Annotated in this window: 25 protein-coding genes; 16 read left to right on the forward strand and 9 right to left on the reverse strand. The window is 66.2% G+C overall.

Annotated features, from left to right (window positions below):
• Positions 1-11: 11 nt before the first annotated feature.
• Positions 12-422 carry an Hsp20 family protein gene (locus IQ24_RS07945; RefSeq protein WP_145397281.1) on the reverse strand — a complete coding sequence of 137 codons (411 nt, stop codon included), beginning with the start codon at positions 420-422 and terminating at the stop codon, positions 12-14.
• 162 nt (positions 423-584) lie between these two features.
• On the opposite strand from IQ24_RS07945, the gene IQ24_RS07950 reads away from it, so the two are divergent.
• Genes IQ24_RS07950 through IQ24_RS07960 form a run of 3 tightly spaced genes read left to right on the forward strand, consistent with a single transcriptional unit; the run spans position 585 to position 2381 of the window.
• Positions 585-803 carry a YdcH family protein gene (locus IQ24_RS07950; protein ID WP_145397282.1) on the forward strand — a complete coding sequence of 73 codons (219 nt, stop codon included), beginning with the start codon at positions 585-587 and terminating at the stop codon, positions 801-803.
• Between the two features lie 53 nt (positions 804-856).
• A complete protein-coding gene (gene purE, locus IQ24_RS07955) occupies positions 857-1342 on the forward strand; it encodes a 5-(carboxyamino)imidazole ribonucleotide mutase (protein ID WP_145397283.1) in 486 nt (161 codons plus the stop codon).
• On the forward strand, positions 1335-2381 hold the full coding sequence (locus tag IQ24_RS07960; protein WP_145397284.1) for a 5-(carboxyamino)imidazole ribonucleotide synthase: 1047 nt from the start codon (positions 1335-1337) through the stop codon (positions 2379-2381). Before purE ends, IQ24_RS07960 begins: the two co-directional genes overlap by 8 nt.
• Here the strand turns inward: IQ24_RS07960 and cobD are convergent, their stop codons facing one another.
• Positions 2382-3341, reverse strand: coding sequence for a threonine-phosphate decarboxylase CobD (cobD, locus tag IQ24_RS07965; RefSeq protein WP_145397285.1), 960 nt, complete (start codon positions 3339-3341; stop codon positions 2382-2384).
• 233 nt (positions 3342-3574) lie between these two features.
• Between cobD and IQ24_RS07970 the strand changes: the two genes are divergently transcribed.
• The 5 genes from IQ24_RS07970 (at position 3575) to IQ24_RS07990 (ending at position 7661) form a co-directional block, all read left to right on the forward strand.
• Positions 3575-4075 carry a type III secretion system chaperone family protein gene (locus IQ24_RS07970; protein WP_145397286.1) on the forward strand — a complete coding sequence of 167 codons (501 nt, stop codon included), beginning with the start codon at positions 3575-3577 and terminating at the stop codon, positions 4073-4075.
• A 160-nt stretch (positions 4076-4235) separates the two neighbouring features.
• Positions 4236-5045, forward strand: a complete 810-nt coding sequence (proC, locus tag IQ24_RS07975; RefSeq protein ID WP_145397287.1) for a pyrroline-5-carboxylate reductase — start codon at positions 4236-4238, stop codon at positions 5043-5045.
• Complete coding sequence (locus tag IQ24_RS07980) at positions 5042-5401, forward strand: tRNA-binding protein (RefSeq protein WP_145397288.1); 360 nt, start codon at positions 5042-5044, stop codon at positions 5399-5401. Before proC ends, IQ24_RS07980 begins: the two co-directional genes overlap by 4 nt.
• Complete coding sequence (locus tag IQ24_RS07985; RefSeq protein ID WP_145397290.1) at positions 5401-6354, forward strand: 2-hydroxyacid dehydrogenase; 954 nt, start codon at positions 5401-5403, stop codon at positions 6352-6354. The genes IQ24_RS07980 and IQ24_RS07985 overlap by 1 nt, the downstream gene beginning before the upstream one ends.
• Before the next feature lie 62 nt (positions 6355-6416).
• Positions 6417-7661 carry a glycerate kinase type-2 family protein gene (locus IQ24_RS07990; RefSeq protein ID WP_145397292.1) on the forward strand — a complete coding sequence of 415 codons (1245 nt, stop codon included), beginning with the start codon at positions 6417-6419 and terminating at the stop codon, positions 7659-7661.
• A gap of 40 nt (positions 7662-7701) precedes the next feature.
• Here the strand turns inward: IQ24_RS07990 and IQ24_RS07995 are convergent, their stop codons facing one another.
• Positions 7702-8817 (reverse strand): amidohydrolase family protein, encoded by a 1116-nt coding sequence (locus IQ24_RS07995; protein ID WP_145397294.1) that lies wholly within the window; start codon positions 8815-8817, stop codon positions 7702-7704.
• A gap of 169 nt (positions 8818-8986) precedes the next feature.
• Here IQ24_RS07995 and IQ24_RS08000 point away from each other — a divergent pair, with 169 nt between their 5' ends.
• Positions 8987-10006: a magnesium transporter CorA family protein gene (locus IQ24_RS08000; protein ID WP_145397295.1), complete on the forward strand. Its 1020-nt coding sequence runs from the start codon at positions 8987-8989 to the stop codon at positions 10004-10006.
• Here the strand turns inward: IQ24_RS08000 and IQ24_RS08005 are convergent.
• The 6 genes from IQ24_RS08005 to cobS all read right to left on the reverse strand — a co-directional run bounded on the left by IQ24_RS08005 (position 10003) and on the right by cobS (position 17288).
• Positions 10003-10674 (reverse strand): DUF1045 domain-containing protein, encoded by a 672-nt coding sequence (locus tag IQ24_RS08005; RefSeq protein WP_145397297.1) that lies wholly within the window; start codon positions 10672-10674, stop codon positions 10003-10005. The genes IQ24_RS08000 and IQ24_RS08005 overlap by 4 nt on opposite strands.
• Positions 10675-10725: 51 nt before the next feature.
• Positions 10726-12531: an aminopeptidase P family protein gene (locus IQ24_RS08010; protein WP_145397299.1), complete on the reverse strand. Its 1806-nt coding sequence runs from the start codon at positions 12529-12531 to the stop codon at positions 10726-10728.
• A 35-nt stretch (positions 12532-12566) separates the two neighbouring features.
• Entirely contained in the window at positions 12567-13835 is a 1269-nt protein-coding gene (gene epsE, locus IQ24_RS08015; protein ID WP_145397301.1) for an exopolysaccharide biosynthesis GT4 family glycosyltransferase EpsE, read from the reverse strand.
• Between the two features lie 71 nt (positions 13836-13906).
• Positions 13907-15778 carry a cobaltochelatase subunit CobT gene (gene cobT / locus IQ24_RS08020; protein ID WP_145397303.1) on the reverse strand — a complete coding sequence of 624 codons (1872 nt, stop codon included), beginning with the start codon at positions 15776-15778 and terminating at the stop codon, positions 13907-13909.
• The gene (locus IQ24_RS08025) at positions 15775-16317 is read right to left on the reverse strand and encodes a hypothetical protein (RefSeq protein ID WP_199756520.1); all 543 of its coding nucleotides are present in this window, start codon (positions 16315-16317) and stop codon (positions 15775-15777) included. Before IQ24_RS08025 ends, cobT begins: the two co-directional genes overlap by 4 nt.
• A complete protein-coding gene (cobS, locus tag IQ24_RS08030) occupies positions 16317-17288 on the reverse strand; it encodes a cobaltochelatase subunit CobS (RefSeq protein ID WP_145397304.1) in 972 nt (323 codons plus the stop codon). Before cobS ends, IQ24_RS08025 begins: the two co-directional genes overlap by 1 nt.
• Positions 17289-17463: 175 nt before the next feature.
• Between cobS and IQ24_RS08035 the strand changes: the two genes are divergently transcribed.
• The 7 genes from IQ24_RS08035 (at position 17464) to IQ24_RS08065 (ending at position 26051) form a co-directional block, all read left to right on the forward strand.
• The gene (locus IQ24_RS08035) at positions 17464-18441 is read left to right on the forward strand and encodes a DUF808 domain-containing protein (RefSeq protein WP_145397306.1); all 978 of its coding nucleotides are present in this window, start codon (positions 17464-17466) and stop codon (positions 18439-18441) included.
• A gap of 158 nt (positions 18442-18599) precedes the next feature.
• Positions 18600-19979, forward strand: coding sequence for an FAD-binding oxidoreductase (locus IQ24_RS08040; RefSeq protein WP_145397308.1), 1380 nt, complete (start codon positions 18600-18602; stop codon positions 19977-19979).
• 170 nt (positions 19980-20149) lie between these two features.
• Complete coding sequence (locus tag IQ24_RS08045; protein ID WP_145397309.1) at positions 20150-20941, forward strand: glycoside hydrolase family 25 protein; 792 nt, start codon at positions 20150-20152, stop codon at positions 20939-20941.
• On the forward strand, positions 20917-21573 hold the full coding sequence (locus IQ24_RS08050; protein WP_145397311.1) for a CPBP family intramembrane glutamic endopeptidase: 657 nt from the start codon (positions 20917-20919) through the stop codon (positions 21571-21573). The genes IQ24_RS08045 and IQ24_RS08050 overlap by 25 nt, the downstream gene beginning before the upstream one ends.
• Before the next feature lie 60 nt (positions 21574-21633).
• Positions 21634-23412, forward strand: a complete 1779-nt coding sequence (gene aspS, locus IQ24_RS08055) for an aspartate--tRNA ligase (protein WP_145397313.1) — start codon at positions 21634-21636, stop codon at positions 23410-23412.
• A gap of 74 nt (positions 23413-23486) precedes the next feature.
• Entirely contained in the window at positions 23487-24863 is a 1377-nt protein-coding gene (locus tag IQ24_RS08060) for a DUF1800 domain-containing protein (RefSeq protein WP_145397315.1), read from the forward strand.
• A 9-nt stretch (positions 24864-24872) separates the two neighbouring features.
• Positions 24873-26051, forward strand: coding sequence for a DUF1501 domain-containing protein (locus tag IQ24_RS08065; RefSeq protein WP_145397317.1), 1179 nt, complete (start codon positions 24873-24875; stop codon positions 26049-26051).
• The last annotated feature ends 12 nt before the right edge of the window (positions 26052-26063 follow it).

A 26063-nucleotide genomic window follows, 5' to 3' on the forward strand; every position in this document is an offset into this window, starting at 1 on the left:
ACGATCCCCTTTCATTTGCGGCTGATCGGTATGGTCTGGACAATGCTGTCGGGGGCCGAGCGGTTCAGGTCGATGTTCAGCAACCCGTTCTCCATCCCGGCCGAGACGACCTCGACGCCGTCCGCCAGCACGAAGTTGCGCTGGAAGGCGCGCGAGGCGATGCCGCGGTGCAGGAAGACACGCTCATCCCCGGCTTCGACCTGACGCCCGCGAATCACCAGCTGGCGATCCTCGAGTGTGATCGACAGATCCTCTTCCGAGAAACCGGCGACGGCCAGCGTGATGCGAAATCCGTTCGGGCCAAGATGTTCGATATTGTAGGGCGGATAGCCCTCGGCGCCTTTGGCGGCGCGTTCGGCAAGCCGCTCCAACTGGTCGAACCCCAGCAGAAACGGATGTGTGGCCAGACTTATCTTGGTCATTTCCAAGCCCTTTGCGGTAAAGCGACTGTCGGCCGGGCCCCGATCTGGCGGCCCGACACTGGTAATATGAGAATGCGCGGCCCGACCTGCAAGATGCTGCAACCCCATTAACAGCGCCCCGGCGGCAAGCTATAACACTCGCACCACGATCCGAGGCCAAGCATGAACGCCCAGCACGAGATGTCCCCAGACGAGATTGCCCGCGCCCGGCTTGAGGTGTTGCGGAGGGAGCATCGCGATCTGGACGAGGCGATTGCCGCGCTGGCCGAGCAGGCGCTGACTGCCTCGCTGACGCTGCAGCGGCTGAAAAAGCAGAAGCTGCTGCTGAAGGACAAGATCGCCCGGCTGGAAGACCAGCTGACCCCCGATATCATCGCCTGATTGCATGCCCGCCCCGCTCGCGCTAGGGCGGGGGGCAAAAGGGGATGACGATCATGCAGACACGTGTCGGAATCATCATGGGCAGCCAATCGGACTGGCCCACCATGCGCGAGGCCGCGGCCATCCTGGATGAGCTTCAGGTGCCCTATGAGGCGCGTATCGTCAGCGCGCATCGCACGCCGGACCGGCTTTGGGACTATGGCAAGACCGCCGTCGAGCGCGGGTTGCAGGTCATCATCGCGGGCGCGGGCGGGGCGGCGCATCTGCCCGGCATGATGGCCTCGAAAACCCGTGTTCCGGTGATCGGCGTGCCGGTTCAGACGAAAGCGCTGTCGGGCGTCGATTCGCTTTACTCGATCCTGCAGATGCCCAAGGGCTATCCGGTCGCGACCATGGCCATCGGCGCTGCCGGGGCGGCGAATGCCGGCCTGATGGCGGCGGGCATCCTTGCGATCAACGACCCCGATCTGGCCCAACGCCTTGACGCCTGGCGCGAGGCGCTTTCCGCATCCATCCCAGAGGAGCCCAGCGATGACTGATCAGCTGAAACCCGGCGCCACCATCGGCATTCTGGGCGGCGGCCAGCTGGGCCGCATGCTTTCCGTCGCGGCCAGCCGTCTGGGCTATCGCTGCCACATCTATGAGCCCGCCGCCGCGCCCGCTGGTGACGTGGCCCATGCGCTGACGAACGCCCCCTATGAGGATGAGGCCGCCTTGCGCGCCTTCGCCGAAAGCGTCGATGTCATTACCTATGAATTCGAAAACGTGCCGACCGCCGCGCTGGACCTGCTGGAATCGATCCGCCCGATCCGCCCGAACCGGCGCACGCTGGCGGTCTCGCAGGACCGGCTGACGGAAAAGGACTTCCTGACCGGCATCGGCCTGACCACCGCCCCCTATCGCAATGTCGAGACCGAGGCCGATCTGCCCGCCGCCCTTCAGGATCTAGGCGCGCCCGCGATCCTCAAGACCCGCCGCATGGGCTATGACGGCAAGGGCCAGATCCGGTTTTCGGATGCGGCGCAGCGCGACTGGACGGGTGCGCCCTCGGTGCTGGAAGGTTTCGTCGATTTCTCGGCTGAGATCAGTGTGATCGTGGCGCGTGGCGTTGACGGGCAGGTTGCGGCCTTTGATCCGGGCCTCAACGTCCATCGCGAGGGTATCCTGCGCACGACGACCGTGCCCTCGGGCCAGCCGAACGGCATCCTGACCGATGCGGTGCTGATTGCCGCGCGCATCGTCAACGCGCTCGACTACATCGGCGTCATGGGGGTCGAGCTGTTCGTGACCCCGCGCGGGCTGGTGGTCAATGAGATCGCGCCGCGCGTTCATAACTCGGGTCACTGGACGCAGGCGGGCTGCGCCGTCGACCAGTTCGAGCAGCATATCCGCGCCGTTGCGGGCCTGCCGCTGGGCGATGGTCAGCGCTACGCCGATGTCGAGATGCAGAATCTGATCGGCGATGACATCGACCAGATCCCGGCGCTGCTGCGCCAGCCGCGCACGCAGGTGCATCTTTACGGCAAGGGCGAGGCGCGCCCCGGCCGCAAGATGGGCCATGTGAATCGGGTGCTGTAATCAGGTCTCCAGCGCCGCTTGCAGGCGCCGGAATTCGCTCAGATCGGCGGGAATGCCCAGACGGATCCAGTCGGGACGGTTGGGGAAAATCCGGCTCCAGATACCGGCGCGGGCCAGTTGGTCGCGCGCCGCCGCTGCCTCCGGGACGCGGTAAAGGCGGAAAAGATGCGTGCCCCCCTCCAGCGCCCAGCCCTGCGCGGTGACGATGCTGTCCAGGTAAAGGCTGGTTTCCGACAGCATGACCACCGTATCCAGCGCCCAGTCGCGGTCCTGAAGCGCGGCCGCCCCGATCTCCAGCGCGGGGCCGCTGACCGACCATGGGCCCGCCCGCCGCGACATTCCTTCCAGCAGATCCGGCGTGCCGATGGCAAAGCCCAGACGCAGGCCAGCAAGCCCCCAGAATTTTCCGAACGAGCGCAGGACCGTCACATTCGCGGGCCGCGTCGGGATGACCGACAGGTCGGGGCGCGGATCGGCAAAGCTTTCGTCAACGATCAGATGCCCAACGCCAGACGCCAGCGCGGCGATCTGGGCGGGCGTCCATTCGCGGCCATCGGGGTTGTTCGGGTTCACGATCACCGCCACATCGGCGCCCGCCAGCGCCTCGACCGTCGGCACCTCGGCCACCTGCCAGCCCGAGGCGCGCAGGCTGGCCGCGTGTTCATTATAGGTCGGCGACAGCACCGCCGCCTGCTGGCCCGCGATCTCATGCGGCAGAAGCTGGATCCCGGCCGAGGCTCCGGCCAGCGGCAGCACCTCATCGGCGGTACAGCCGTAAAGCTCGGCGGCGATCTGGCGCAGGCGCGCCTCATCCGCGCCGGTGGGAAGGGCGGTCAGCGCGTGATGCGACAGCGGCGCGGGGATGAAGGGGTTGCGGTTGATGCCGGTCGACAGGTCGATCCAGTCCGACCGCCCGAAACGCTTCGCCGCATGATCGATATTGCCGCCGTGGTCGCGCATGTCATCCCCCGTGATCGCTGCCGTCCTTGAACCGGGACGGGCGGCGCAGGTCAAGTTGCTGCAAGCGCGAAAGATTCCTGTGGACGATTCCCGCTGTAACAGAAAATTCGCTTTACACCCCTGTACAGAAGGCACACGATATTTAGTAGCTGCACCCACCTAAAACCCCGGGTGTAGTTAACGCCACCAAGGATAGGGTAAAAATCCATCCACAGACAGGCAAGGGACAGAGCATGGCGCAGCTAGATTTCATCGACAGCGACGACATTCATCCCATTGATATCGTTGAATCCGTCGCGGCCCATTACGAATGGGATTTTGACCGGCTTGCCGACGACCAGATCGCCATGGCGGTCGAGGGCCAGTGGCGCACCTATTCCATCACGCTGGCCTGGTCCACGCGCGAAGAGGTGCTGCGGCTGATCTGCACCTTCGACATGGACCCTCCGGCAGATCGGTTGCCCGCGCTTTACGAGGTGATGAACCTTGCCAACGATCAGGTCTGGGACGGCGGTTTCACCTTCTGGAACCAGCAGAAGCTGATGGTCTGGCGCTATGGTCTGCTGCTGTCGGGTGACGCGCTGGCGGGCCCCGAGCAGATCGACCGGATGATCCGCACGGCCATCCAGTCGGCCGAGCGCTTCTATCCCTGTTTCCAGCTGGCCTGCTGGGGCGATACGACGCCCGCCGCCGCGCTGGAAATCGCCATGGCCGAGGCCTACGGCCGGGCCTGAGACATTTGTCTGGCCAAGGCCACGCGGCAGGCGCAATCCGTTTCCATCATGCTATGGAGCTTTCCGACCGAGTCAGGGATAGTCGCCGTCGAAACCGGCTGCGCGGGCGGGAATCGCTTTGGCGCAGGGCAACGACAGACGGCAAAGGCAAGGGGAACGGATGGATATCTCGGCGTTGAATGAACGCGGCATGGTGCTGGTGGGCTGCGGGCGCATGGGCGGCGCGCTGCTGGATGGCTGGCTGCGCAATGGCGTGAAGCCCGGCGCCGTCCATGTGATCGAACCGAACCCCCGGCCTGACCTTGCGCAGAAGGGCGTCGTGCTGAACGGCGATCTGCCCGCCGATCCGGCCGTGCTGTTCATTGCCGTGAAGCCGCAGATGATGGCCGATGTCCTGCCGCGCCTGGCCCAGTTCGGGCGCGACGGCACGCTGGTGATGACCGTGGCTGCGGGCACGACCATCGCGACTTACGAGAAAGCCTTTCCGGGCGCGGCCATCGTGCGCGCGATGCCGAACACGCCTGCGGCCATCGGGCAGGGGATCTCGGCCATCTTGGGCAATGCCCGCGCGACCGAGGCCGATATGGATCTGGCCCGCGCCCTGATGCAGGCCGTGGGCCGCGTCGTGCGGATCTCGCATGAGGATCAGATGGATGCGGTGACGGCGGTCTCGGGCTCGGGTCCGGCCTATGTCTTCCACATGATCGAGGCGCTGGCCGCCGCGGGCGAGGCCGAGGGGCTGCCGAAGGATCTGGCGCTGGAACTGGCGCGGATGACCGTGGCCGGGGCCGGGGCGTTGGCGGTTTCGGAGGACGAGGACCCGGCGGTGCTACGCGAAAACGTGACCTCGCCTGCCGGGACGACGGCGGCGGGGCTCTCGCAACTGATGGACCCCGAAAGCGGCCTGCCGCCTCTGATGCGCCGCACCGTGGCCGCAGCCGCCGCGCGCGGAAGGGAGCTTGGGAAATGAGCGAGGCCACCGAACGCCCGGCCCAGATCACCTGGGACGATTTTGCCGCCGTCGAGATCCGCGTCGGCAAGGTCATCCGCACCGAGCCCTTCCCCGAGGCGCGCCGCCCCGCGATCAAGCTGTGGATCGACTTCGGTCCCGAGATCGGAGAGCGCAAATCCTCGGCCCAGATCACCCATCACTATTCCGCCGAAACTCTGGTCGGCAAACAGGTGATGGCCGTGGTGAATTTCCCGCCGCGCCAGATCGGGCCGTTCCGGTCCGAAGTTCTGGTGCTTGGCCTGCCCGATGATCAGGGCGAGGTCGTATTGCTGACCCCCGACAAGCCGGTGCCAATCGGCGGAAGGATGTATTGATGAAGCTTTTCGTGACCCGCCGCATGACGCAGGCGGCAGAGGCGGCGCTGAAGGCGCGTTTCGACGTGACCATCCGGGACGAGACCGCCGGTCTGACCCCCGCCGAGGCCGCACAGGCCATGCGCGACTATGACGCGATCCTGCCGACGCTGGGCGACGGCTTTTCGGCGGCGGCCTTTGCCGAGGGCCCCCTGCGCTGCAAGATCCTTGGGAATTTCGGCGCGGGCTATAACCATATCGACATCAAGGCCGCGACCGAAGCGGGCGTCATCGTCACCAATACCCCCGATGTGGTGACCGAGGCGACCGCCGATATCGCGCTGACCCTGATCCTGATGATCGCGCGCCGCGCAAGCGAGGGCGAGCGTCTGCTGCGCCGTGGCGAATGGACCGGCTGGCAGCCGACGCAGCTTCTGGGGCGTCACGTCTCGGGCTGCACGGTCGGCATCATCGGCATGGGCCGCATCGGCAAGGCCATCGCGCAGCGCTGTTTCCACGGCTTCGGCATGGATGTGATCTTCTACAACCGCTCGGCTGTCTCGGCGCTGGATATTCCCGCGCGTCAGGTGGATTCGCTGGCCGAGCTGATGAAACAGGCCGATTTCGCCGTGGTCGCCGTGCCGGGCGGCCCGAACACCAAGCATATGATCGGCGATGCGGAACTCGCACAGCTTGGCCCGCGCTCATACCTGATCAACATCGCGCGGGGCGATATCGTCGAGGAAGCCGCGCTGATCCGCGCGTTGCAGGAAAACCGCATCGCAGGTGCCGCGCTTGACGTCTTTGAGCGTGAGCCCGAGGTCCCCGAGGCGCTGCGCGTACTGGAAAACGCCACGCTGCTGCCGCATCTGGGCACCGCCACCGAAGAGGTGCGGACCGGCATGGCCATGCGGGCGATGGAAAATCTGGTGGCCTTTGATGAGGGGCGCGCGCTGCGGGATCGGGTCAACTGACCCCGCAGGCCAAGGGCGGTCCGGACCGGGCCGCAGATGCTAAGGAATGGGAGGAGAACGGGATGAGTGACAGCCAAAGCAACCCAGGCGCGCGCGCAATGGACCTGATCCGCAAGGGGATCGCAGCGGCCGAGCCGGGTGGGGCGGTCAGCCGCGCCATGGCGGGCGTGCTGTCAGATCCTCCGGCAGCGGGCGGGCGCTGGCAGGTGATCGCGCTTGGCAAGGCCGCGCGCGCGATGGCCGAGGCCGCGCAGGCCGCCTTGCCCGCCGGGACGGATGTGCTGGTGGTGACCAATGCCGGCAATGACACGCCGCTGGCAGGCGCGCGCGTCATGCGCGCGGGCCACCCCGAGCCTGATGATGAAGGTGCCGCCGCCGCCGCCGAGGTGATCGCCCGGCTGACCGCGACCGGCCCCGATGACCGCGTGCTGGCGCTGATCTCGGGTGGTGGCTCGGCGATGCTGCCCGCCCCGGCCGAGGGGATGACGCTGGCTGACAAGCAGGCGGTGAATAAGCTGCTGCTGGGCTCGGGCGGCGATATCAATGAGGTCAACCTGATCCGTCAGGGCCTGTCGCGTCTGAAGGGCGGCGGCTGGCTGCGGACCTCGAAGGCGCCGATCACCGCACTGATCCTGTCGGATGTGCCGGGCGACGACCTGCGGGTGATCGCGTCGGGGCCGACGGTCGCGCCTATCGGCAGCCGTGCGGATGCGGCGGCGCTGGCGCGGCGCTTGGGGATCTGGGACCGGATGCCGCAGATCGCGCGCGACGTGCTGGAGCAGCCCCGTGATGCGGCGGCGCTTCCGGCGGTGAAGAACCTGCTGATCGGCTCGAACGCGCTCTCGGTGCAGGCGATGGTCGATGCGGGGGCCGTGGCCGCGCCCTTCGGGCTGGAAGGCGACGTGCAGGATTGCGCCGAGCGCATCTGGGCGCTGGCCGCTGATCTGAAACCGGGTCAGGCGCTGGCCCTGGGCGGAGAGACGACCGTGCGCCTGACCGGCGACGGCATGGGCGGGCGCAATCAGGAACTGGCGCTGCGGCTGGCCCTGCTGGCCGACACGCGGCCAGTGCCGTGGCCCTGGGCCTTCGCCTCGGTCGGCACTGACGGGCGCGACGGGCCGGGCGATGCGGCGGGCGGGCTGGTCGGCCCCGGCACCATCGCGGCGATCAAGGCGGCGGGCATCGACCCTGATGAGGCGCTGCGCCGCAACGACTCGACGCCGACGCTGAAGGCGGGGGATGCGCTGGTGATGACCGGCGCGACCGGCACCAATGTCGCTGATCTGGCGGTGTTGATCCGGGCCTGAGCCCATAGCGGATCGCCCCGGCGAAGGGGCGATCCCGCGCTTACTCCGCAGCGATGCCGTTGGTCATCATCGCGCGAAATCGTGTCCTCGCTTCACCCGCCAGATAGGTCAGTTGACCCGCGCAGATGGTGGCCTCGATCTGGCCGGTGTCGCGCCGGATGATGACCATATCGGCGCGGCGGCCGTAATCCAGCGTGCCGCGATCAGCGAGCCGCATGATCTCGGCCGGTTCTTCCGACAACATCGCCCAGATCCGGGGAAGCCCCGCCAGATCGGGCCCGGCCAGAGACAGCGCCAGCGGCACCAGCGCCTCGGGCGCGCCCGCCGAAACCAGCACGTCGCCGATACCCGCGCGCAGGAAATTGCGGCTGAGCGGGGCCTGCGCCGCCGACAGCAGCACCGGCTCGCCAATGGCGCAGGCGACGGCCCCGGCAGAATGCGTCTGCGGACAGGCGGCAATGCGGGCGCCGATCATCGAATAGGCCTCGCGCTGTTCGCCGCCAGTGTCGGCCAGACTGCCGTATTGCAGGCCCAGATCGTCGAAGGTCTCGGCCAGTCGGCAGAGGTGGCGGGGCAGTTCGCGCCTGCGTGCATCCGCCAGCGCGATGGCGCGCGCAAGGCCGCGCGCCGACATGCCGACGCCCGCCGCCTCGGTCTCCAGCGCGTCGGGGTCACGCTTTTGCAACTCAAGCAGGCGGTCAAGATCGCTGCCCAGATAGGTCACCTGCGGCAGATGCGCCTGCGTCAGGGCGATCAGGCGGTCGGTGCAATCGGTGCGGAAGGTCTCGATCCGCAGGGCCGGGCGCAGATCCGCCGCCGCAGGGGTGCGGGGTAGGGCGGTCAGCAACGCCTCGGCCTGCGAGGGATCGTCATGGCTGTTGTCCCAGGACCAAAGCGGCGCGACCCATGCCGTGGTAATTCCGGCAGCGGCGGCGCGCGCACCCGCCCGGGCAATGCGGGCAGAGGTCTCGGGCTCGGTCGAGGGTTTGAAATACATGTCCACGATACCCGGCAGAACCAGATATCCCGTCAGATCGACGGCGGGCAGAGGGCCCTTGGTGATGCGACCGCGTGAAATGGCAACGGATCGCTGGCGCAATTCGCCTTCGCGCAGGATCGTCGCACCGGTCAGCCGAATGGAGGGAAGGGGCGGCATGGCCTTCCTATTTTTGCAAATGGGTGGAAACTGAACTGCCGCCATGCTGCCGGATCAGTGTGTAACCACTGTGACAGGTGCGGGGATTTCGCCGCAATTCCGGTCGCGCCTTGACCTTGGCGCGATTGGCGTTACCCATCGGGGCAAGCAGGACTGGACGGGGTCACCGATGCTGACAGCCTATATCGCAAGCGGCAACGGTCTGGCCGAACTGCCCCTGGGGCAGGATCTGTCGCAGGCGCTGTGGATCGATCTGCTGGTTCCCACGCCCGAGCAGGTCGCCCGCGTCGCCGCCCTTGGGATCGATGTCCCGACGCTGGAGGACATGGAAGAGATCGAGATCTCGAATCGGCTCTATAACGAAGGCGATCTGAGCTACATGACCGGGGTGTTCCCGGGGCAGTTGCCCGATGGCACCCAGGCGGGAATGCCCATCTGCTTCATCCTTGGCCCGCAGCGGCTGGTCACCGTGCGTCACCACACCCCCCGCCCGTTCGAGACCTATCCCCTGCGCGCAGACAAAAGCGGCGCAGGCTGCGGCACGCCCGAGCGCATCTTCATCAGCCTCTGCGATGAAATCGTGGCCCGGCTGGCGGATCTGTCCGAGGGCGTCGGCAAGGTCGTGGACCAGATCACCTCTGCCGTTTTCTCCGAGCCGAGCGCCCGCCCGCGCCTGACCCGCGCGCAGAGCCGCAGCACCATCGGCGGCAAGCCCGCCAAGACCGGCAACGGGCCGCAATATCAGGATCTGCTGCGCACCACCGGCCGTCAGGCCGAGTTGATGAGCCGGGTGCGCATCGGCCTTCTGTCCGTCGACCGCATCCTGTCGCATTATCAGGCGACCGCCATCGAGCGCGGCGGGCGTGGCAAGCTTTCGCATCTGCTGAACTCGATCCGGCGCGACATTCAGGCGCTGGAGGTGCATGCCGATTTCCTCAGCTCTCGCATCGGGCTGACGGTGGATGCGACCATGGGGATGATCGGCATTCAGCAGAACAACACCGTGCGCATCCTGTCGGTCGTCGCGGCGCTGTTCCTGCCGCCGACGCTGATCGCCAGCATCTATGGCATGAACTTCCGCATCATGCCCGAGCTGGAATGGACGCATGGCTATGCCTTCGCGCTGATCCTGATGCTGGGCTCGGCGGTGGCGACCTTCCTTGTGCTGAAATGGCGGCGCTGGTTCTAGGCCAGCGGCACCTCTTCGATCAGGTGGAAGAAACCGGCGCGGTCCTCACCCATCAGCGCGACGGCGCGCACCGGCATGGGCCGGGCGAGCAGCGGGGCCAGCACCGGGTCCAGCACCTTGCGAATGTCCTGCTGCTGGGGGACGGGCAGCGCGCCGGTCAGCGTCAGGTGGTACTGGAACGCGTCCAGCACGAAGGGGTAGCCCCAGTGGTCCAGATGGGCCAGCGCCTTGGGCGGCAGGCGGTCGGGGTGACGCCGCGCACGCTCGGCCTCGGTCAGGGGCGCGCGCAGATGGTCGAGGCGCGTGACCAGCGCCGCCTCCAGCGCGATCAGCTGCGGCGGGGGCGGGCCTTCGGGGCGCAGCGCCATGAAGCCCCAGTCATCCTGCAGCGAAACCGGCATCTCAAAGCCTGACAACTGCGCGCAGATCGCCCGCATCGCGCCTGCAACCTCTTGCGCGGTCGCGCCATCGGCCAGCCGGAAGGGCGCTTTCAGCGTGGCGTGGAAGCCATAGCGCGCAGGCGTCGAGACCAGCTTGTCAATCGGCAGGGGCAGGTCGGGATGGGGCAGGGTGCGCCCCTTTCGCGCGTCCCAGCCCAGCCAGCTGCTGCCGAACCGGCCCAGTTCGGCGTCGGGCAGGTGATAGATGGCGAAACGCTTGAAATCCATGACGGCTCCTTTTGGGGGCAGCGGTGGGGGCCCGAAGGCCCCCGGCAAGGGTCAGAGGGGTTGCGTGGCCGCTTCCAGCCAGGCGCGCAGCGGTGCGTCCAGCAGCGGGCCAATCTCGTCCCGGACGCGGGCGTGATAGCTGTTCAGCCAGTCGATCTCGTCGCGCGACATCAGGTCACGGTCGATCAGCCGGGTGTCGATGGGCGCCAGCGTCAGCGTCTCGAACCCCAGCATGTCGCGGCCATCGGGGCTGTCGACGGGGATGACGGCGATCAGGTTCTCGATCCGGATGCCGTATTCGCCTTCGCGGTAATAGCCCGGCTCGTTCGAGAGGATCATGCCCGCCTGCAGCGGAATGTCCGAGATGCGGGCGATGCGGACCGGCCCCTCATGGACCGACAGACCAGCCCCCACGCCATGGCCGGTGCCGTGGTCAAAGTCGAAGCCTTCGGACCACAGGGGGGCACGGGCGATCGGGTCCAGATGCATGCCCGCCACGCCCTTCGGGAAACGCGCGCGCGACAGCGCAATCATGCCCTGCAACACGCGGGTATAGGGGCGACGGATCGCCGGATCGACCTGACCCATGGGCAGGGTGCGGGTGATGTCGGTGGTCCCGTCCTTGTACTGCCCGCCCGAGTCGATCAGCAGTATCTCTCCGGTCATGATGCGGCGATTGCTGCCTTCCGAGACGTGGTAATGGTTGATCGCGCCATTCGGGCCCGAGCCCACGATGCTGTCGAAGCTGACGTCGAGGATGCCCTGACGGACCCGCGCCTCTTCCAGCTTTTTCGCCACGTCGATCTCGGTCAGGGGGGCGCTGTCCAGTTCCGGCGCGCGGGCGTCCAGCCAGGCCAGCACCTCGACCATGGCCGCGCCGTCGCGCTGATGCGAGGCGCGCATGCCCTGAATCTCGGCCCCGTTCTTGATCGCCTTGGGCATCAGGATCGGGTCCTGCGCCGGGGCGATGCGGGTCTTCATGCTTTCGACCAGACGGAAGGCCTGCTCGGGCGCGGTGGCCGGATCGATGCGGACCGGGCCCGAGAGGTTCGTCAGCGCCGGCGTAAACGCCTCGGGCGGCAGGATCTGCACCTCATTGCCCAGACCCGCGCGGATTTCTGCGCTGAACTTGGCCGGATTGGTGAAGACGGCGACATGGCCGTTGTCCTCGATGATCGCGAAGGCCTGCACCACCGGGTTCTTCGGCACATCCGCGCCCCGGATGTTCAACAGCCACGAGATCGAATCCGGCAGGGTGATGACGGCGGCGCGCTGCCCGGCGGCCTTCAGCAGCCCGGCAATGCGGGCGCGCTTTTCGGCGGCGCTTTCGCCAGCCAGATCGCCCGGCCAGACGCGCACAAGGCCGACGGGCGGGGCGGGCTGGTCGGGCCAGATCGCGTCGATCGGGTTCTGCTCGACCGCGATCAGCGCAATGCCGGTGCCTTCCAGCGCCTTCTCAAGCTCCTGAATTTCCTTGCGGGTGTGCAGCCACGGGTCAAAGCCCACGCGACCGCCTTCGGGCAGCGCCTGGATCAGCCAGGGGCCGGGCTTGATCTCGGGCCAGTGGACGGGGGTCATCACCTCCAGCGGGATCTCGGCCTTGACCTGCACGCGGTAGCGGCCGTCGATGAAGACGCCCGCCTCGGCGGCGGTGACGATGGCGAAACCCGCGCTGCCGCTGAACCCGGTCAGCCAGCGCAGGCGGGCGTCATGCCCGGCGACATATTCGCCCTGATGGGCGTCGGCGCGGGGCACGAGAAAGCCGTCCAGCTCTCGCCGCGCCAGTTCGGCGCGCAGCGCCTCAAGCCGGGCGGGGTGGCGCGAAGGATCGGGGGTATCGTCGTAGGTCTGAAACATCTTGGGTCTTTCTTGCAATTGGAGGCCGGGAGGCGTCAGCGCGCCATCCGGGCGGCGGCCCCGGGCAGGGTGCGGCGCAGCCCGTCGGCGACGGCCTCGGCGCTGCGGCGGTGGTGAAATTCGGCGGCGACCCGCGCGCGCGAGGCCTGAGCCAGACCGCGCGCCTTTTCGGGGTTCGCCACAAGGTCGGCGATGACCTCGGCCATGGTGTCGGGGCGTTCGGGCGGCACCAGAACCGCATCCTGACCGGAATGGATCAGCTCATGATTGCCGCCGACATCGGTGACGACGACGGGCATTTCCATCGCCATCGCCTCCATGATCGCGACCGAGATGCCTTCGTTCAGACTGGCCAGCGCAAAGACATGCGCCTTTTCCAGCCCCTGCCGCACCCGGTCTTCCGAGACCGCGCCCAGCAGGGTGATGCTGTCACCAAGGCCCATCCGGTCGATCTGACCCTGCAGCTCCTGATGATAGCCGCTGCCGCCCTGTTCATCCTCACCCGCGATCTCCAGCCGGGCGTCGATGCCCTGAGCGCGCAGGAGGCGCACGGTCTCAAAGAGATCGGCGTGCCCCTTGACCGGATTCAGCCGCCCGCAAGAGAACAGCCGCACTGGCCCGCCCGGTTCCGGCGGCTGCCAGGGCGCGCTGCGGTGGATCTGCTCCAGATCGACGCCCATCGGCGCGATATTGATGACCTCGGGCTTCGATCCGGCCAGTTCGCGGTCGACCACGCCCGACAGCAGGCGCGAGATGATGGTGGCAAAGCGCGCGTGACGCCATTTCTGCCGCTGGTTCGGGCCGTAGCCCTCCAGCGTCGGGCCGTGCAGCGTCAGGCTGTAGCTGGGGCCGCCCAGCCGTTCGGCCAGCATGGCGATATTGGCGGATTCGGCGCAGGAATGGACATGGATATGGTCCCAGCCCTCGCGCCGGGCAATGCGCTTCAGCCGGGCCGCGACGCCGATCATCGCCAGCATCCTCAGCCGGTTTTTCGCGCCGCCTGCCGTTTCGGCCGTCATTGCGGTCTGCAGGCTGCGCACCCATGCGGCGGGGCCCGAGCGCAGCAGCTCGGCCAGAATGCCGCCCAGATCGCCCGCGCCCACCGGCACCAGATAGCGGGTCATCCCCTGCGCCTCGGCCGCCCAGGAATGCGACGCCACCGCGCGCGGCGGCTGCCGGGTCGAGATCAGATCGGCCTCAACCCCCAGCTCGGCCAGGGCCTGACGCTCTCGCCACAGGAAGATATGGGTCTGGCCCGGAAACTCTGGAATGAAAAAGCCGATGCGCAGCACGTCCTGCCCCATGTTCACCGGGCGGCGGCGGTGCCCCGACCCCTTGCCTGTGCTTGCAATGGGGCGCGGGGGAAATCAAGCGATCAGATCATGCGCCGCATGGCATTCATGCCCAGAACCCGTGCCCGCTTGCGCGGATCGCTGTCGAAAAGTGCAGCCAATTGTTCGGTCATGGCCCCGGCAAGCTGTTCGGCATCGGTGATCGTCACCGCGCGTTCGTAATAGCGGGTGACGTCATGGCCGATGCCGATGGCCAAAAGCTCGACCTGCTTGCGCCGCTCGACCATCGAGATCACGTCGCGCAGATGCCGCTCCAGATAGTTGGCGGGGTTCACCGACAGGGTCGAATCGTCGACCGGCGCGCCATCCGAGATGACCATCAGGATCTTGCGCGCCTCGGGGCGGCGGATCAGGCGACGATGCGCCCATTCCAGCGCCTCGCCGTCGATGTTTTCCTTCAGCAGACCCTCTTTCATCATCAGGCCAAGGTTCGGGCGCACGCGCCGCCAGGGCGCATCGGCCCCCTTGTAGATGATGTGGCGCAGATCGTTCAGGCGGCCGGGTTGCGCCGGGCGGCCTGCGGCCAGCCAGCGTTCACGGCTTTGGCCGCCTTTCCAGGCGCGGGTGGTGAAGCCCAGGATCTCGACCTTGACCTGGCTGCGTTCCAGCGTGCGCGCCAGAACATCGGCGCAGACCGCCGCAATGCTGATCGGACGCCCGCGCATCGAGCCCGAGTTGTCCAAGAGCAGCGTCACGACCGTGTCGCGGAATTCGGTGTCCTTCTCGACCTTGAAGGAAAGCGGCGTCGTCGGGTTCGCGACCACGCGGGCCAGACGGCCTGCGTCCAGCACGCCCTCTTCCTTGTCGAACTCCCAGCTGCGGTTCTGCTGCGCCTGCAGGCGGCGCTGCAGCTTGTTCGCCAACCGGCTGACCGCGCCGCGCAGGGGCTCCAGCTGCTTGTCCAGATAGGCGCGCAGCCGTTCCAGCTCGGCCGGGTCGGCCAGATCTTCGGCGCGGATTTCCTCGTCGAATTCCTGCGTATAGACCTTGTATTCCGAGCTCGCCTCGCTGACCGGAGGCGGCAGGTCGGGGGGCACGTCGGCTTCGGACATCTCGGCCTCATCGGCCATTTCCTCGTCGGTCATGTCATCCATGCTGACCTGGGCCTGACGCTCGTCCTGTTCCTGTTCCTGGCTGCGCTCGGGGCTGGCCTCGGCCTCTTCCTCCTGCGACTGCTCGCGCGACTGGCTGTCGCCGGCCTCTTCGTCCTGCTCGGCGTTTTCCTCGCCGTCGTCGTCCTGAGGCTCATCCGGGTCGTCGCCCAGCTGGTCGCCATAGCCGAGGTCGGAAATCAGCTGCCGCGACAGGCGCGCGAAAGCGGCCTGATCGTGCAGGACACCGTTCACCTGCTCCAGATCCGCGCCCGCCTGTTCCTCGACAAAGGGACGCCAGAGATCGGCCACATGCTGGGCCGCCGGGGGCAGGGCACGCCCGGTCGCGGCCTGCCGGACCAGATAGCCCGCTGCCGCCGCCAGCGGCGCATCCGAGGGCGACTTGATCTGGCCGTAGCCCTTGCGCTCGGCCTCATAGCCCATCTTGTGATCGATGTTCGACAGCGCGCCCGGCATGTCGCGCGCGCCAAGCGCCTCGCAGCGGGCGGTCTCCATCGCCTCGTAAAGCTCGCGCGCCATGGGACCGGCGGGCACGTATTTCGCATGCGTGGTCGTGTCGTGATGGCGAAGGCGCATCGCCAGCGCATCGGCGGTGCCGCGCGCCATAACGATCTCGTCGCGTGTCATCCGGCGGCTGACCTGAGGCAGGCGCATCGTATCCCCCGCAACCCCCGAGGGATCGGCGGTGAAGGTCACGTTCAGCTCATGCTCCTCGGCCAGCGCGCGGGTGGCTTCGGTCAGGGCCTTCTTGAACGGATCGGCGGGGTTGTCGGATTTTTTCATGTACGTTCCTCAAGCTGAGGTGCTGGCTGCGTGATCGAGGCTATCTGATCCCAATTTTCATGATACCGGTTCAACCAGCCAGCGACATAGGGCGTTTGTGGCCCCATCAATTTTGTATAATCGGGCAAGAGACGCCGGATGTTCGAGTCATTGCGCTTCTGACCGCGCGCGCCCGGATTGGAAAGCCACGTTGCGTGGCTGGTCCGGATAACATTAGCGACGATTGGGCTCGGAATGACATAGATTTCGGCGGCATTCGACGCATGTTTGCCAAGATCAACGAAGCAATAGAATATCCGTGGGTTCGTCAGCTCTTCGTGTTTTTGACGCATATGCCAACCGCCGTCGCTACCCTTGTCCCAACGGGTCTTTACCTGAAAGGCACATAGTTGCGTTCCATCCACGGATGTTACGACAATGTCAAAGTTTGGGACGCCCTGCGGAGCAAGTGCAGCAATGTACCCACGCGATAGAAGCCGCGACATGACCAGATGTTCGCCTGCGGCACCCGTCATGGTCGAGGCGTCTATCGCATTCATCACCCAGCCTTCGCAGCCGCGCTCTCCGGCAGTTCCTCGTCGAACAGGCGCTGATAGAACTCGGCGACCGTCTGGCGCTCAAGCTCATCACATTTGTTCAGGAAGGTCAGGCGGAAGGCATAACCCACATTGTCGAAGATGCGCGCGTTCTGCGCCCACGAGATCACCGTGCGCGGCGACATGACCGTCGACAGATCGCCCTGCATGAAAGCGGTGCGGGTCAGGTCGGCCAGCGTCACCATCTGGCTGATGATCTTGCGGCCCTTCTCGGTGTTGTAGGTCGGGTTCTTCGCCAGCACGATATTCGTCTCGGCGTCGTGGCTGAGATAGTTCAGCGTCGCGACCAGCGACCAGCGGTCCATCTGGCCCTGGTTGATCTGCTGCGTGCCGTGGTAAAGGCCGGTCGTGTCGCCCAGACCCACGGTGTTCGCGGTCGCAAACAGGCGGAAGCAGGGGTTCGGCGTGATGACCTCGTTCTGGTCCAGAAGGGTCAGCTTGCCGTCGGCCTCCAGCACGCGCTGGATCACGAACATGACGTCGGCGCGGCCCGCGTCATATTCGTCGAAGACGATGGCGGTCGGGTTGCGCAGCGCCCAGGGCAGGATGCCTTCGTGGAAAACGGTGACCTGCTTGCCGTCGACCAGCTTGATCGCATCCTTGCCGATCAGGTCGATGCGGCTGACGTGGCTGTCAAGGTTGACGCGCACGCAGGGCCAGTTGAGGCGGGCGGCGACCTGCTCGATATGGGTCGATTTGCCGGTGCCGTGATAACCCTGGATCATGACGCGGCGATTATAGGCAAAGCCCGCCAGAATCGCCATGGTCGTGTCAGGGTCGAATTTATAGGTCGGATCGATCTCGGGCACGCGGTCGGTTCGCTCGGCAAAGCCCTTGACCTTCATGTCACTGTCAAGGCCGAAGACCTCGCGCAGGTCGATTTCTTCGGTCGGTTTTGCGTTCTGATCCAGCATGGGTCCACCCTTTCGGTCTACAGATCGCTTGATGGAACATTCGGCAGAGGGGTGCAAGACGCAGCGTCAATATCCCCCAAAAGGTCCGGGTCCGGGCGACGCCCCGACGCTGCCGAATTGCGCGGGCGCGCCGCTTCTTTTATCGTCGGACAGATCAAAGGTCGGGGATATCAGGATGAGTGGACTGCTTGCGCTGCTGGATGACGTGGCGGGGATCGCCAAGGTTGCGGCGGCTTCGATTGACGATGTCGCGGGTCAGGCCGCCAAGGCGGGGGCCAAGGCCGCGGGCGCTGTCATCGACGATGCGGCGGTCACGCCCAAATATGTGAACGGCTTCTCGGCCGCGCGCGAAGTCCCCATCGTGATGAAGATCGCGCGCGGATCGCTGCTGAACAAGCTCGTCATCCTGCTGCCGATCGCGCTGATCCTTTCGGCCTTCGCGCCCTGGCTCATCTCGCCGCTCCTGATGCTGGGCGGGGCTTATCTTTGCTTCGAAGGCGCCGAGAAGGTCTGGCACGCGCTGGTCGGCCACCATGACGAACCCCATCTGGTCACCACCGAGGATGGCGGCGCCGGCCTCGAAGAGACGCGCGTCAAGGGCGCGATCAAGACCGACTTCATCCTCTCGGCCGAGATCATGACCATCGCCCTCTCGACCATTCCCGCCGATGATCCGCTCTGGATGAAGGCGCTGATCCTGGTCGTGGTCGCCATCGGCATCACCGTGGCCGTCTACGGTTTCGTGGCTATCATCGTTAAGGCCGATGATTTCGGCCTGCACCTGTCGCAAAAGGGCGGCGCGCTGGCCGGGCTTGGCCGCGGCATCGTCCGGGTGATGCCGGGCTTCATGAAGGTCCTGACGGTCGTCGGCACGGCGGCAATGATCTGGGTCGGCGGGCAAATCATCATCCACGGGCTCCATGAACTCGGCATGCACCAGCCCTATGAATGGATCAAATCCACCGCCGCGCTGGCCGCCGCATCGGTGCCGCAGATCGCGGGCCTCGCGAACTGGGCGGTCACGGCCTTCTTCGACGGCGTCTTCGGCCTGATCCTGGGGCTCGCGGTGATGCCGCTGGCCACCTATGTGATCGGCCCGCTCTTCGCGGCGGTCGGTGGCCTCTTCGGCAAAGGCGACGCCCCCAGCCACTAACCCCGGCGACGGCCCGGCCCCTCGCCGGACCGCCTCATTTCTCTGTTGCCCAAATACCCAAGCGACCGCGCGGCGACACGCCGCGCTGGTCCGCTGAGGCGTCTTGTCCTTTCCCGACCCGTGCGTATCTTTTCACCCAAGAATCCACGGAGTCCCCCATGACCATCGCCAACGCCGCCCTCGACGCCCTTTCCGCCCTGCTGGGCCCGCGCTTCACCACCGGCATGGCCGAGAGGGAACTGCACGGCGGGTCCGAAACCTTCCACCGCGCGCCCCCGCCGGAAGCGGTCGCCTGGCCTGCCTCGACCGCTGAGGTCTCGGCCGTGCTCGCGATCTGCCACCAGCATCGCGTGCCGGTGATCGGCTGGGGCACGGGGACGTCGCTCGAAGGGCATGCGCTCGCGCCGCAGGGTGGGCTGGTGCTCGACATGATGAAGATGGATCGCATCCTCAGCATCGATGCCGAGGACCTGCAGACGACCGTTCAGCCCGGCGTGACGCGTGAGGCGCTGAACCTCGAACTCCGCGCCACCGGGCTTTTCTTCCCGGTCGATCCCGGCGCGAATGCCTCACTGGGCGGCATGGCCTCGACCCGCGCCAGCGGCACGACGGCGGTGCGCTATGGGACCATGCGCGACAATGTCATCGCGCTTGAGGTGGTGCTGGCCGATGGCACGATCATCCGCACCGGCACCAAGGCCGCGAAATCCAGCGCCGGATATGACCTGACCGCGCTCTTCGTCGGGGCCGAGGGCACGCTTGGCATCATCACCGAACTGACCTTGCGCCTGCATGGCCAGCCCGAGGAAGTGGCCGCCGCCGTCTGCGGCTTCCCGACGCTGGAGCAGGCCGTCGAATGCGTCACCGCCACGATCCAGTCGGGCATCCCGATGGCGAGGATCGAGTTCGTCGATGCCGATGCGGCCCGCGCCTTCAACGCCTATGCCGGGACGCATCTGCATGAAGGCCCGCATCTGATGGTCGAGTTCAACGGCTCCCCCACCAGCGTGCAGGAGGATGTCGCGCGCTTCGGCGATCTGGCGCAGGAGTTCGGCGGCACCGGCTTTGAATGGGCGACCACCGCCGAGGACCGCGCGGCGCTGTGGAAGATGCGCCACGGGGCCTATCGCGCCTGCCTTGCATTGCGGCCGGGCGCGACCTCGCTGACGACGGATGTCTGCGTGCCCATGTCGCAACTGCCCGCCGCCGTGGCCGCGGCCGCCGCCGACATCAAGGAGGTCGGCCTGATCGGGCCGATGGTCGGCCATGTGGGCGACGGCAACTTCCACGCCCAGATGCTGATCATGCCGGGCGACGCCGAGGAACTGGCGCGGGCCAAGGGGGTGGCCACGCGTATGGCCCAGCGGGCGCTGGCTGTTGGCGGCACGATCACCGGCGAACATGGCGTGGGCCTTGGCAAGATGGGCCTGATGCCCGCGCAGCATGGCGCGGCTCTGGGGGCGATGGCGGCGCTGAAAAAGGCGCTCGATCCCCTGAACATCATGAACCCCGGCAAGATGATTCCCGTTCTGGCCTGAGGCGGTGGCCTTCACCGACCGGCCCGGAACCAGCTGCGTACTGGGTCTGACTAATTCGTGATGCGGTCTTGGAAAGCGTTGCGTCACGACGTCGTGACTTTTCCCTGCTCCTTTGCAATAACGGCAGGCAAATCGCGAAGAAAACGCGGGCAGGAGCATAAGGGGCAGGCATGAGAGTGCTGGGTAAGATATTGACGGTCGTGCTGTTGGTCGCGCTGGCGGCCTGTTCGCGCAGCCCGTCGCCGGGTCGAGGACCGGGCGTGACCTATGGTCAGGGCAGCGGCCCCCGTTTTGGCGATTCCGCCCCGCATTCATGGGTGGGCGGGCATCCCTATAACCACGAGGTGCATGGCATCGACATCTCGCGCTATCAGGGCAACATCGACTGGAACACCGTCCGCAATTCGGGTGTCAGCTTTGCCTTCATCAAGGCGACCGAGGGCGGCGATCACGCCGATCCGAACTTCCGCCGCTACTGGTACGAGGCCGGGCAGGCCCGTATTCCGCGCGGCGCCTATCATTATTTCTACTTCTGCCGCTCGGGCGCGCAGCAGGCGGCCTGGTTCATCGCCAATGTGCCGCGCGAACGCGGGGCGATGCCTCCGGTCATCGATCTGGAGTGGACGGCCTCGAAAACCTGTCCGCGTCGCCCGCCCAGCCATGAGGTCCTGCGCGAAGCCAAGATCTTCAAGGACATCCTGCATCGCCACTATGGTCAGCGGCCGATCATCTATACGACCGTCGACTTCTATCGCGACAACAACCTTGGCAGCTGGCCCGAGGAGTTCTGGCTGCGCAGCGTCGCCGGTCACCCGCGCATCGTCTATCCCGGCCAGCAATATTCCTTCTGGCAATATACCGGCACGGGCCGGGTTCCGGGCATCGGCGGCAATGTCGATCTCAATGTGTTCAGCGGTTCTCCGGCGGCGTGGCGTCAATGGTTGAACAGGCGCTTGCAGTAAGCCGCACCCGCCTGTGGATCGAATTTGCGGTGCTCTATATCGGGGCACCGCTACTGATCGCGCTGTTCATGCCGGGCGATCTGCTGTTTCCGGCGCTGGCCGTGTTCATGGTCGGGGGCATCGCGCTTCTGTGGCTGACCGGAGGCTTTGACCTGCGCGATCTGTTGCGCGGCTGGGGCAGGGTGCCGCTTGCCAAGGTGGTCCTTTTCGGCCTGATCACCGCCGCCATCGCCTGGTGGATCATGCAGACGACGCGGCCCGACTACATGCGCCCGCTGACCCTTGAGCGGTTGCGGTTTCTGGTCATGGTCTGGACGCTCTACCCCCTGCTTTCAGCCCTGCCGCAAGAGCTGATCTTCCGCCCGCTGTTCTTCCATCGCTACGGCGCGCTGTTCCCGGATCAGCGGGTTGGACTTCTGGTCAACGCGGCGGTCTTTTCCTTCGCCCATCTGATGTACTGGTCCTGGATCGTGGCGATCCTGACCTTTGCCGGAGGGTTGGTCTTTGCACTGGCCTATGTGCGGCGCGGCTTCCCCTCGGCCTGGCTGTTCCATGGCATCGCCGGGAATGTGCTCTTCACGATGGGAATGGGGGCGTATTTCTATACCGGCAATGTGGTGCGCCCCTTCTGATTGCTTGACTTCCCGGTGCCGGGGATGTTGATGCAAGGCCGAATATCTAGGGGAAAACCGATGAGCGCCTATCGCAGCCATACCTGCGGCCAGCTGACCGCCGCGAATGCCGGAAACGAGGTTCGCCTCTCGGGGTGGGTGCATCGCGTCCGAGATCATGGCGGCGTGCTGTTCATCGACCTGCGCGACCATTACGGCATCACGCAGGTGATCGCCGACAGCGACAGCCCGGCCTTTGCCACGCTGGAAAAGCTGCGCGCCGAGACCGTGATCCGCATCGACGGCAAGGTGAAGCTGCGTGACGCGTCGCTGGTGAACCCGAAACTTCCGACCGGTGAGATCGAGGTCTATGCCACCGACATGGAGGTGCTGGGCGCGTCCGACGATCTGCCGCTGCCGGTCTTTGGCGATCAGGACTACCCCGAGGAAACGCGCCTGACCTACCGCTTCCTCGACCTGCGCCGCGAGAGCCTCCACAACAACATCATGCTGCGCTCGAAAGTGGTGCGCTCGATCCGCAACCGCATGTGGGATCAGGGTTTCACCGAATTCCAGACGCCGATCATCACCGCGTCGAGCCCCGAAGGCGCGCGCGACTTCCTCGTGCCCTCGCGTCTGCATCCGGGCAAATTCTACGCGCTGCCGCAGGCCCCGCAGCAGTTCAAGCAGCTGATCATGGTTGCGGGCTTCGACAAATATTTCCAGATCGCGCCCTGCTTCCGCGACGAAGACCCGCGTGCTGACCGTTCGCCCACGGACTTCTATCAGCTCGACCTCGAAATGTCGTTCATCGAGCAGGAAGACGTTTTCAACACCGTCCAGCCGGTCATCCAGGGCCTCTTCGAAGAATTCGGCGGTGGTCGTCCGGTCGACAGCGTCTGGCCGCGCATTCCCTATGCGGAATCGATGCTGAAATACGGCAGCGACAAGCCTGACCTGCGCAACCCGATCGAGATGCAGATCGTCTCGGACCACTTCCGCGGTTCGGGCTTCGCGATCTTCGCGAAACTGCTGGAGCAGGAAGGGACCGAGGTTCGCGCCATTCCCGCCCCGACCGGCGGCAGCCGCAAATTCGCCGACCGAATGAACGCCTTTGCGCAGCAGCAGGGTTTGCCGGGTATGGGCTATATCTTCTGGCGCAAGGCCGAAGATGGCTCGACCGAAGCCGCTGGCCCGATTGCCAAGGCGCTTGGCGAGGAAAAGACCGAAGCGATCCGCATCCAGCTTGGTCTGGGTGAGGGCGACGCGGCCTTCTTCCTTGGCGGCAAGCCCGAAACCTTCGAGGCCGTCGCCGGTCGTGCCCGGAACGAGATCGGCCGCGAGCTTGGGCTGACCGACGAAAACCAGTTCAAATTCGCCTGGATCATCGACTTCCCGATGTATGAAAAGGGTGATGACGGGAAGATCGACTTCTCGCACAACCCATTCAGCATGCCGCAGGGTGGGCTTGAAGCGCTGAACACCCAAGACCCGCTCGACATCAAGGGCTATCAATACGACCTCGCCTGCAACGGCTATGAGCTGATTTCGGGCGCGATCCGCAACCACTCGCCCGAGATCATGTTCAAGGCGTTCGAACTCGCTGGTTACGGTCATGACGAGGTCGAAAAGCGCTTCGGCGGCATGGTCAAGGCGTTCCGCTATGGCGCGCCGCCCCACGGCGGTTGTGCTGCGGGCATCGACCGGATCGTCATGCTGCTGGCGGATGAACAGAACATCCGCGAGGTCATCATGTTCCCGATGAACCAGCGCGCGGAAGACCTGATGATGGGCGCGCCGTCTGAGCCTACGAATGAACAGATGCGGGAACTGCGTTTGCGCGCATTGCCGAAAGAGTGATCTGACCTTCACGGCTCAAGATGCGATAAACCCCGGTGGGGGCCCCGGCGGCCCCTGCTGGTGAAGGTGATTGCGTGTCTTTTGGTTTCTCTGAACTTGCCGCCATTCGGCTGGGCTTCGGCCTGTCGCCGCTGATGCCCCCTGCGCCGGACGTCGATGCGTTGCTGGCGGGCGTGGCACATGCGGGGCCGCTGCCGGATGCGATGACGACCGAGACCGCCCGCGCCATGACGCTGGAGCTGCGCGACACGCGCCGGGCCCGCGAAGAGGACAAATCCGAGGCCAACGAGGAAGCTTTCCAGATCGTCAACACCCGGATGGGGATGGTGCCGATCTATGACCTGCGCGACCGGATCGCGCGTGCGGTCGATGATGGCGTGGGTTTTGGCGAGCGTCTGGTCCAGTTCTGGGCCGACCATTTCACCGTGATCTCGGCCGGGTCCGCGACCCATCCTCTGGCCGTCGCCTTTGTGGATGAGGCCATCCGCCCCCATATCGGCGGCCGGTTCGAGGATATGTTCTTCGCCGCCGACACGCATCCGATGATGCTGACCTATCTCAACCAGTCGCAAAGCAAGGGGCCGAACTCTCCCTTCGTGAAGAACCGCCCGAAGATGGAGCTGGGCCTGAACGAGAACCTGGCCCGCGAGGCGATGGAGCTTCACTCGCTGGGCGTCGATGCGGGCTATTCGCAGGACGATGTGCGTCAGCTGGCCGAGCTGCTGACCGGCATGGAATACACCGCCAACCTTGGCTTTCGCTATCGCGCCGACGTGGCCGAGCCGGGGGCCGAGACGGTCCTGGGCAAAAGCTACGGCGGCAATCGGCGCGGCGGGATGGAGGACATCCGCACGGCGCTGACCGACATTGCCCGCCGCCCCGAAACCGCGCGCTATCTGTCGCGCAAGCTGGCCGTCCACTTCGTCTCGGATGACCCGGGCGAGGATCTGGTCAATGAATTGGCGGGCGTCTGGCAGGAAACGCAGGGCGATCTGCCCTCGGTCTATCGGGTGCTGGCCACGCATCCGGATCTGGTGACCAATCTGCGCAAGAAAGTCCGCCAGCCCTTCGAGGTGATCGTGGCCGCGCTGCGCGCCCTAGGCGTCAACGGCGGGCGGCTGGCCGATCTGGATGACAAGCAACTGCGCCGGTTCTTCTGGGGGCCGATGATCGCCATGGGCCAGCCCTGGGGCAAGCCGACCGGACCTGACGGCTGGCCGGAAGAGGCCGAAAGCTGGATCGCTCCGCAGATGCTGGCGGCGCGGATCAACTGGACAATGAACATGCCGCGCGGGCTGCTGCCCCGGCAATTGCCCGATCCGCGCGAAATGCTGATCTCGACCTTCGGCGGCACGCAATCGGCGCAGCTGTCCTGGGCCGTGCCCAAGGCCGAAAGCGCGGCTGAAGGCGTCGCGCTGATCCTGGCCTCGAACGATTTCAACCGGCGATAGGAGAAGCCCATGCTGAACCGACGCAGTTTCCTGCAGGCCGCCACCTTGCTTGGCTGCTCTGCCGCGGCCCATCCGCTGATGTCGACGATGACCTTTGCCGCCGCCCCGGGCGAGAACCGGCTGGTGGTCATCATCCTGCGCGGCGCCATGGACGGGATGGACGCGATCCAGCCTTACGGCGACCCGATGCTGCGCCAGTACCGGCGGGAACTGTCTGTCGGCCCGGAAAACGGCGCGCTGGATCTGGACGGCTTCTATGCGCTGCACCCCGAACTCGCCCCGCTGATGCCGCTGTGGAAGGCCGGAGAACTGGCCTTCGCGCATGCCGTCTCGACCCCTTACCGCGACAAGCGCAGCCATTTTGACGGTCAGGACCTGCTGGAGGCGGGGACCGGCAATGACCTGCCCTTCGACCGCCAGCAGGGGGGCTGGCTGAACCGGCTGCTGGGCCAGATGCCGGGCGTCGTCTCCGAGACAGCCTATTCGGTCGGGGTCGAGCAGATGAAGATCCTCAGCGGCAAGGCGCCCTATCTCAGCTGGGCGCCCCGGGCGAACCTGCAGCTGACCCCGCAGGCGCAGATGCTGCTGGAGCATGTCTATCACGACGACCCGCTGTTCCGTGACGCCGCGCGCGACGCGACCGAGATCGTGGCCGAAACCGGCGATCAGGCCATGGCGGGCGGCGGACCCGGCGCGGATGCCAAGGCGCTTGGCCAGTTCGCGGCGACGCGGCTGAACGCCGAGACGCGGATCGCGGCCTTCTCGATCCCCGGCTGGGACAGCCATGCGGGCCAGGTGGCGACGCTGACGAAAGCCTTTGAGCGGCTTTGCGGCTCGATGCTCAGCCTGCGCGAGGGGCTGGGGCAGAACTGGGCGCGCACCACGGTGCTGGTGATGACCGAATTTGGCCGCACCGTGCGCGAAAACGGCTCAGCCGGCACCGATCATGGCACGGGCGGCGCGCTGTTGATGGCGGGTGGGGCGATCAAGGGTGGGCGCGCCTTCGGCGACTGGCCGGGGCTGGGCGAATCCGATCTTTATGCCGACCGCGACCTGATGCCGGTGCGCGACATCCGCGCCTATGCGGGCTGGGCGATGCACGGGCTTTTCGGCATCGAGCGGCAGAAGATCGAGCAGGTCATCTTGCCGGGCCTCGACCTGGGCAGCGATCCCGGAATGCTGGCCTGAGAGAATGCCCGC

It is taken from the genome of Paracoccus sulfuroxidans (genome assembly GCF_007830335.1).
In the GTDB taxonomy this organism is placed as follows: Bacteria; Pseudomonadota; Alphaproteobacteria; order Rhodobacterales; family Rhodobacteraceae; genus Paracoccus; species Paracoccus sulfuroxidans.

Excerpts from the sequence above, each read along its gene's own strand:
- IQ24_RS07945 (WP_145397281.1), bottom strand. The coding sequence starts at position 422 with ATGACCAAGATAAGTCTGGCCACACATCCGTTTCTGCTGGGGTTCGAC.
- IQ24_RS07950 (WP_145397282.1), top strand. The coding sequence starts at position 585 with ATGAACGCCCAGCACGAGATGTCCCCAGACGAGATTGCCCGCGCCCGG.
- purE (WP_145397283.1), top strand. The coding sequence starts at position 857 with ATGCAGACACGTGTCGGAATCATCATGGGCAGCCAATCGGACTGGCCC.
- IQ24_RS07960 (WP_145397284.1), top strand. The coding sequence starts at position 1,335 with ATGACTGATCAGCTGAAACCCGGCGCCACCATCGGCATTCTGGGCGGC.
- cobD (WP_145397285.1), bottom strand. The coding sequence starts at position 3,341 with ATGCGCGACCACGGCGGCAATATCGATCATGCGGCGAAGCGTTTCGGG.
- IQ24_RS07970 (WP_145397286.1), top strand. The coding sequence starts at position 3,575 with ATGGCGCAGCTAGATTTCATCGACAGCGACGACATTCATCCCATTGAT.
- proC (WP_145397287.1), top strand. The coding sequence starts at position 4,236 with ATGGATATCTCGGCGTTGAATGAACGCGGCATGGTGCTGGTGGGCTGC.
- IQ24_RS07980 (WP_145397288.1), top strand. The coding sequence starts at position 5,042 with ATGAGCGAGGCCACCGAACGCCCGGCCCAGATCACCTGGGACGATTTT.
- IQ24_RS07985 (WP_145397290.1), top strand. The coding sequence starts at position 5,401 with ATGAAGCTTTTCGTGACCCGCCGCATGACGCAGGCGGCAGAGGCGGCG.
- IQ24_RS07990 (WP_145397292.1), top strand. The coding sequence starts at position 6,417 with ATGAGTGACAGCCAAAGCAACCCAGGCGCGCGCGCAATGGACCTGATC.
- IQ24_RS07995 (WP_145397294.1), bottom strand. The coding sequence starts at position 8,817 with ATGCCGCCCCTTCCCTCCATTCGGCTGACCGGTGCGACGATCCTGCGC.
- IQ24_RS08000 (WP_145397295.1), top strand. The coding sequence starts at position 8,987 with ATGCTGACAGCCTATATCGCAAGCGGCAACGGTCTGGCCGAACTGCCC.
- IQ24_RS08005 (WP_145397297.1), bottom strand. The coding sequence starts at position 10,674 with ATGGATTTCAAGCGTTTCGCCATCTATCACCTGCCCGACGCCGAACTG.
- IQ24_RS08010 (WP_145397299.1), bottom strand. The coding sequence starts at position 12,531 with ATGTTTCAGACCTACGACGATACCCCCGATCCTTCGCGCCACCCCGCC.
- epsE (WP_145397301.1), bottom strand. The coding sequence starts at position 13,835 with ATGGGGCAGGACGTGCTGCGCATCGGCTTTTTCATTCCAGAGTTTCCG.
- cobT (WP_145397303.1), bottom strand. The coding sequence starts at position 15,778 with ATGAAAAAATCCGACAACCCCGCCGATCCGTTCAAGAAGGCCCTGACC.
- IQ24_RS08025 (WP_199756520.1), bottom strand. The coding sequence starts at position 16,317 with ATGAATGCGATAGACGCCTCGACCATGACGGGTGCCGCAGGCGAACAT.
- cobS (WP_145397304.1), bottom strand. The coding sequence starts at position 17,288 with ATGCTGGATCAGAACGCAAAACCGACCGAAGAAATCGACCTGCGCGAG.
- IQ24_RS08035 (WP_145397306.1), top strand. The coding sequence starts at position 17,464 with ATGAGTGGACTGCTTGCGCTGCTGGATGACGTGGCGGGGATCGCCAAG.
- IQ24_RS08040 (WP_145397308.1), top strand. The coding sequence starts at position 18,600 with ATGACCATCGCCAACGCCGCCCTCGACGCCCTTTCCGCCCTGCTGGGC.
- IQ24_RS08045 (WP_145397309.1), top strand. The coding sequence starts at position 20,150 with ATGAGAGTGCTGGGTAAGATATTGACGGTCGTGCTGTTGGTCGCGCTG.
- IQ24_RS08050 (WP_145397311.1), top strand. The coding sequence starts at position 20,917 with ATGGTTGAACAGGCGCTTGCAGTAAGCCGCACCCGCCTGTGGATCGAA.
- aspS (WP_145397313.1), top strand. The coding sequence starts at position 21,634 with ATGAGCGCCTATCGCAGCCATACCTGCGGCCAGCTGACCGCCGCGAAT.
- IQ24_RS08065 (WP_145397317.1), top strand. The coding sequence starts at position 24,873 with ATGCTGAACCGACGCAGTTTCCTGCAGGCCGCCACCTTGCTTGGCTGC.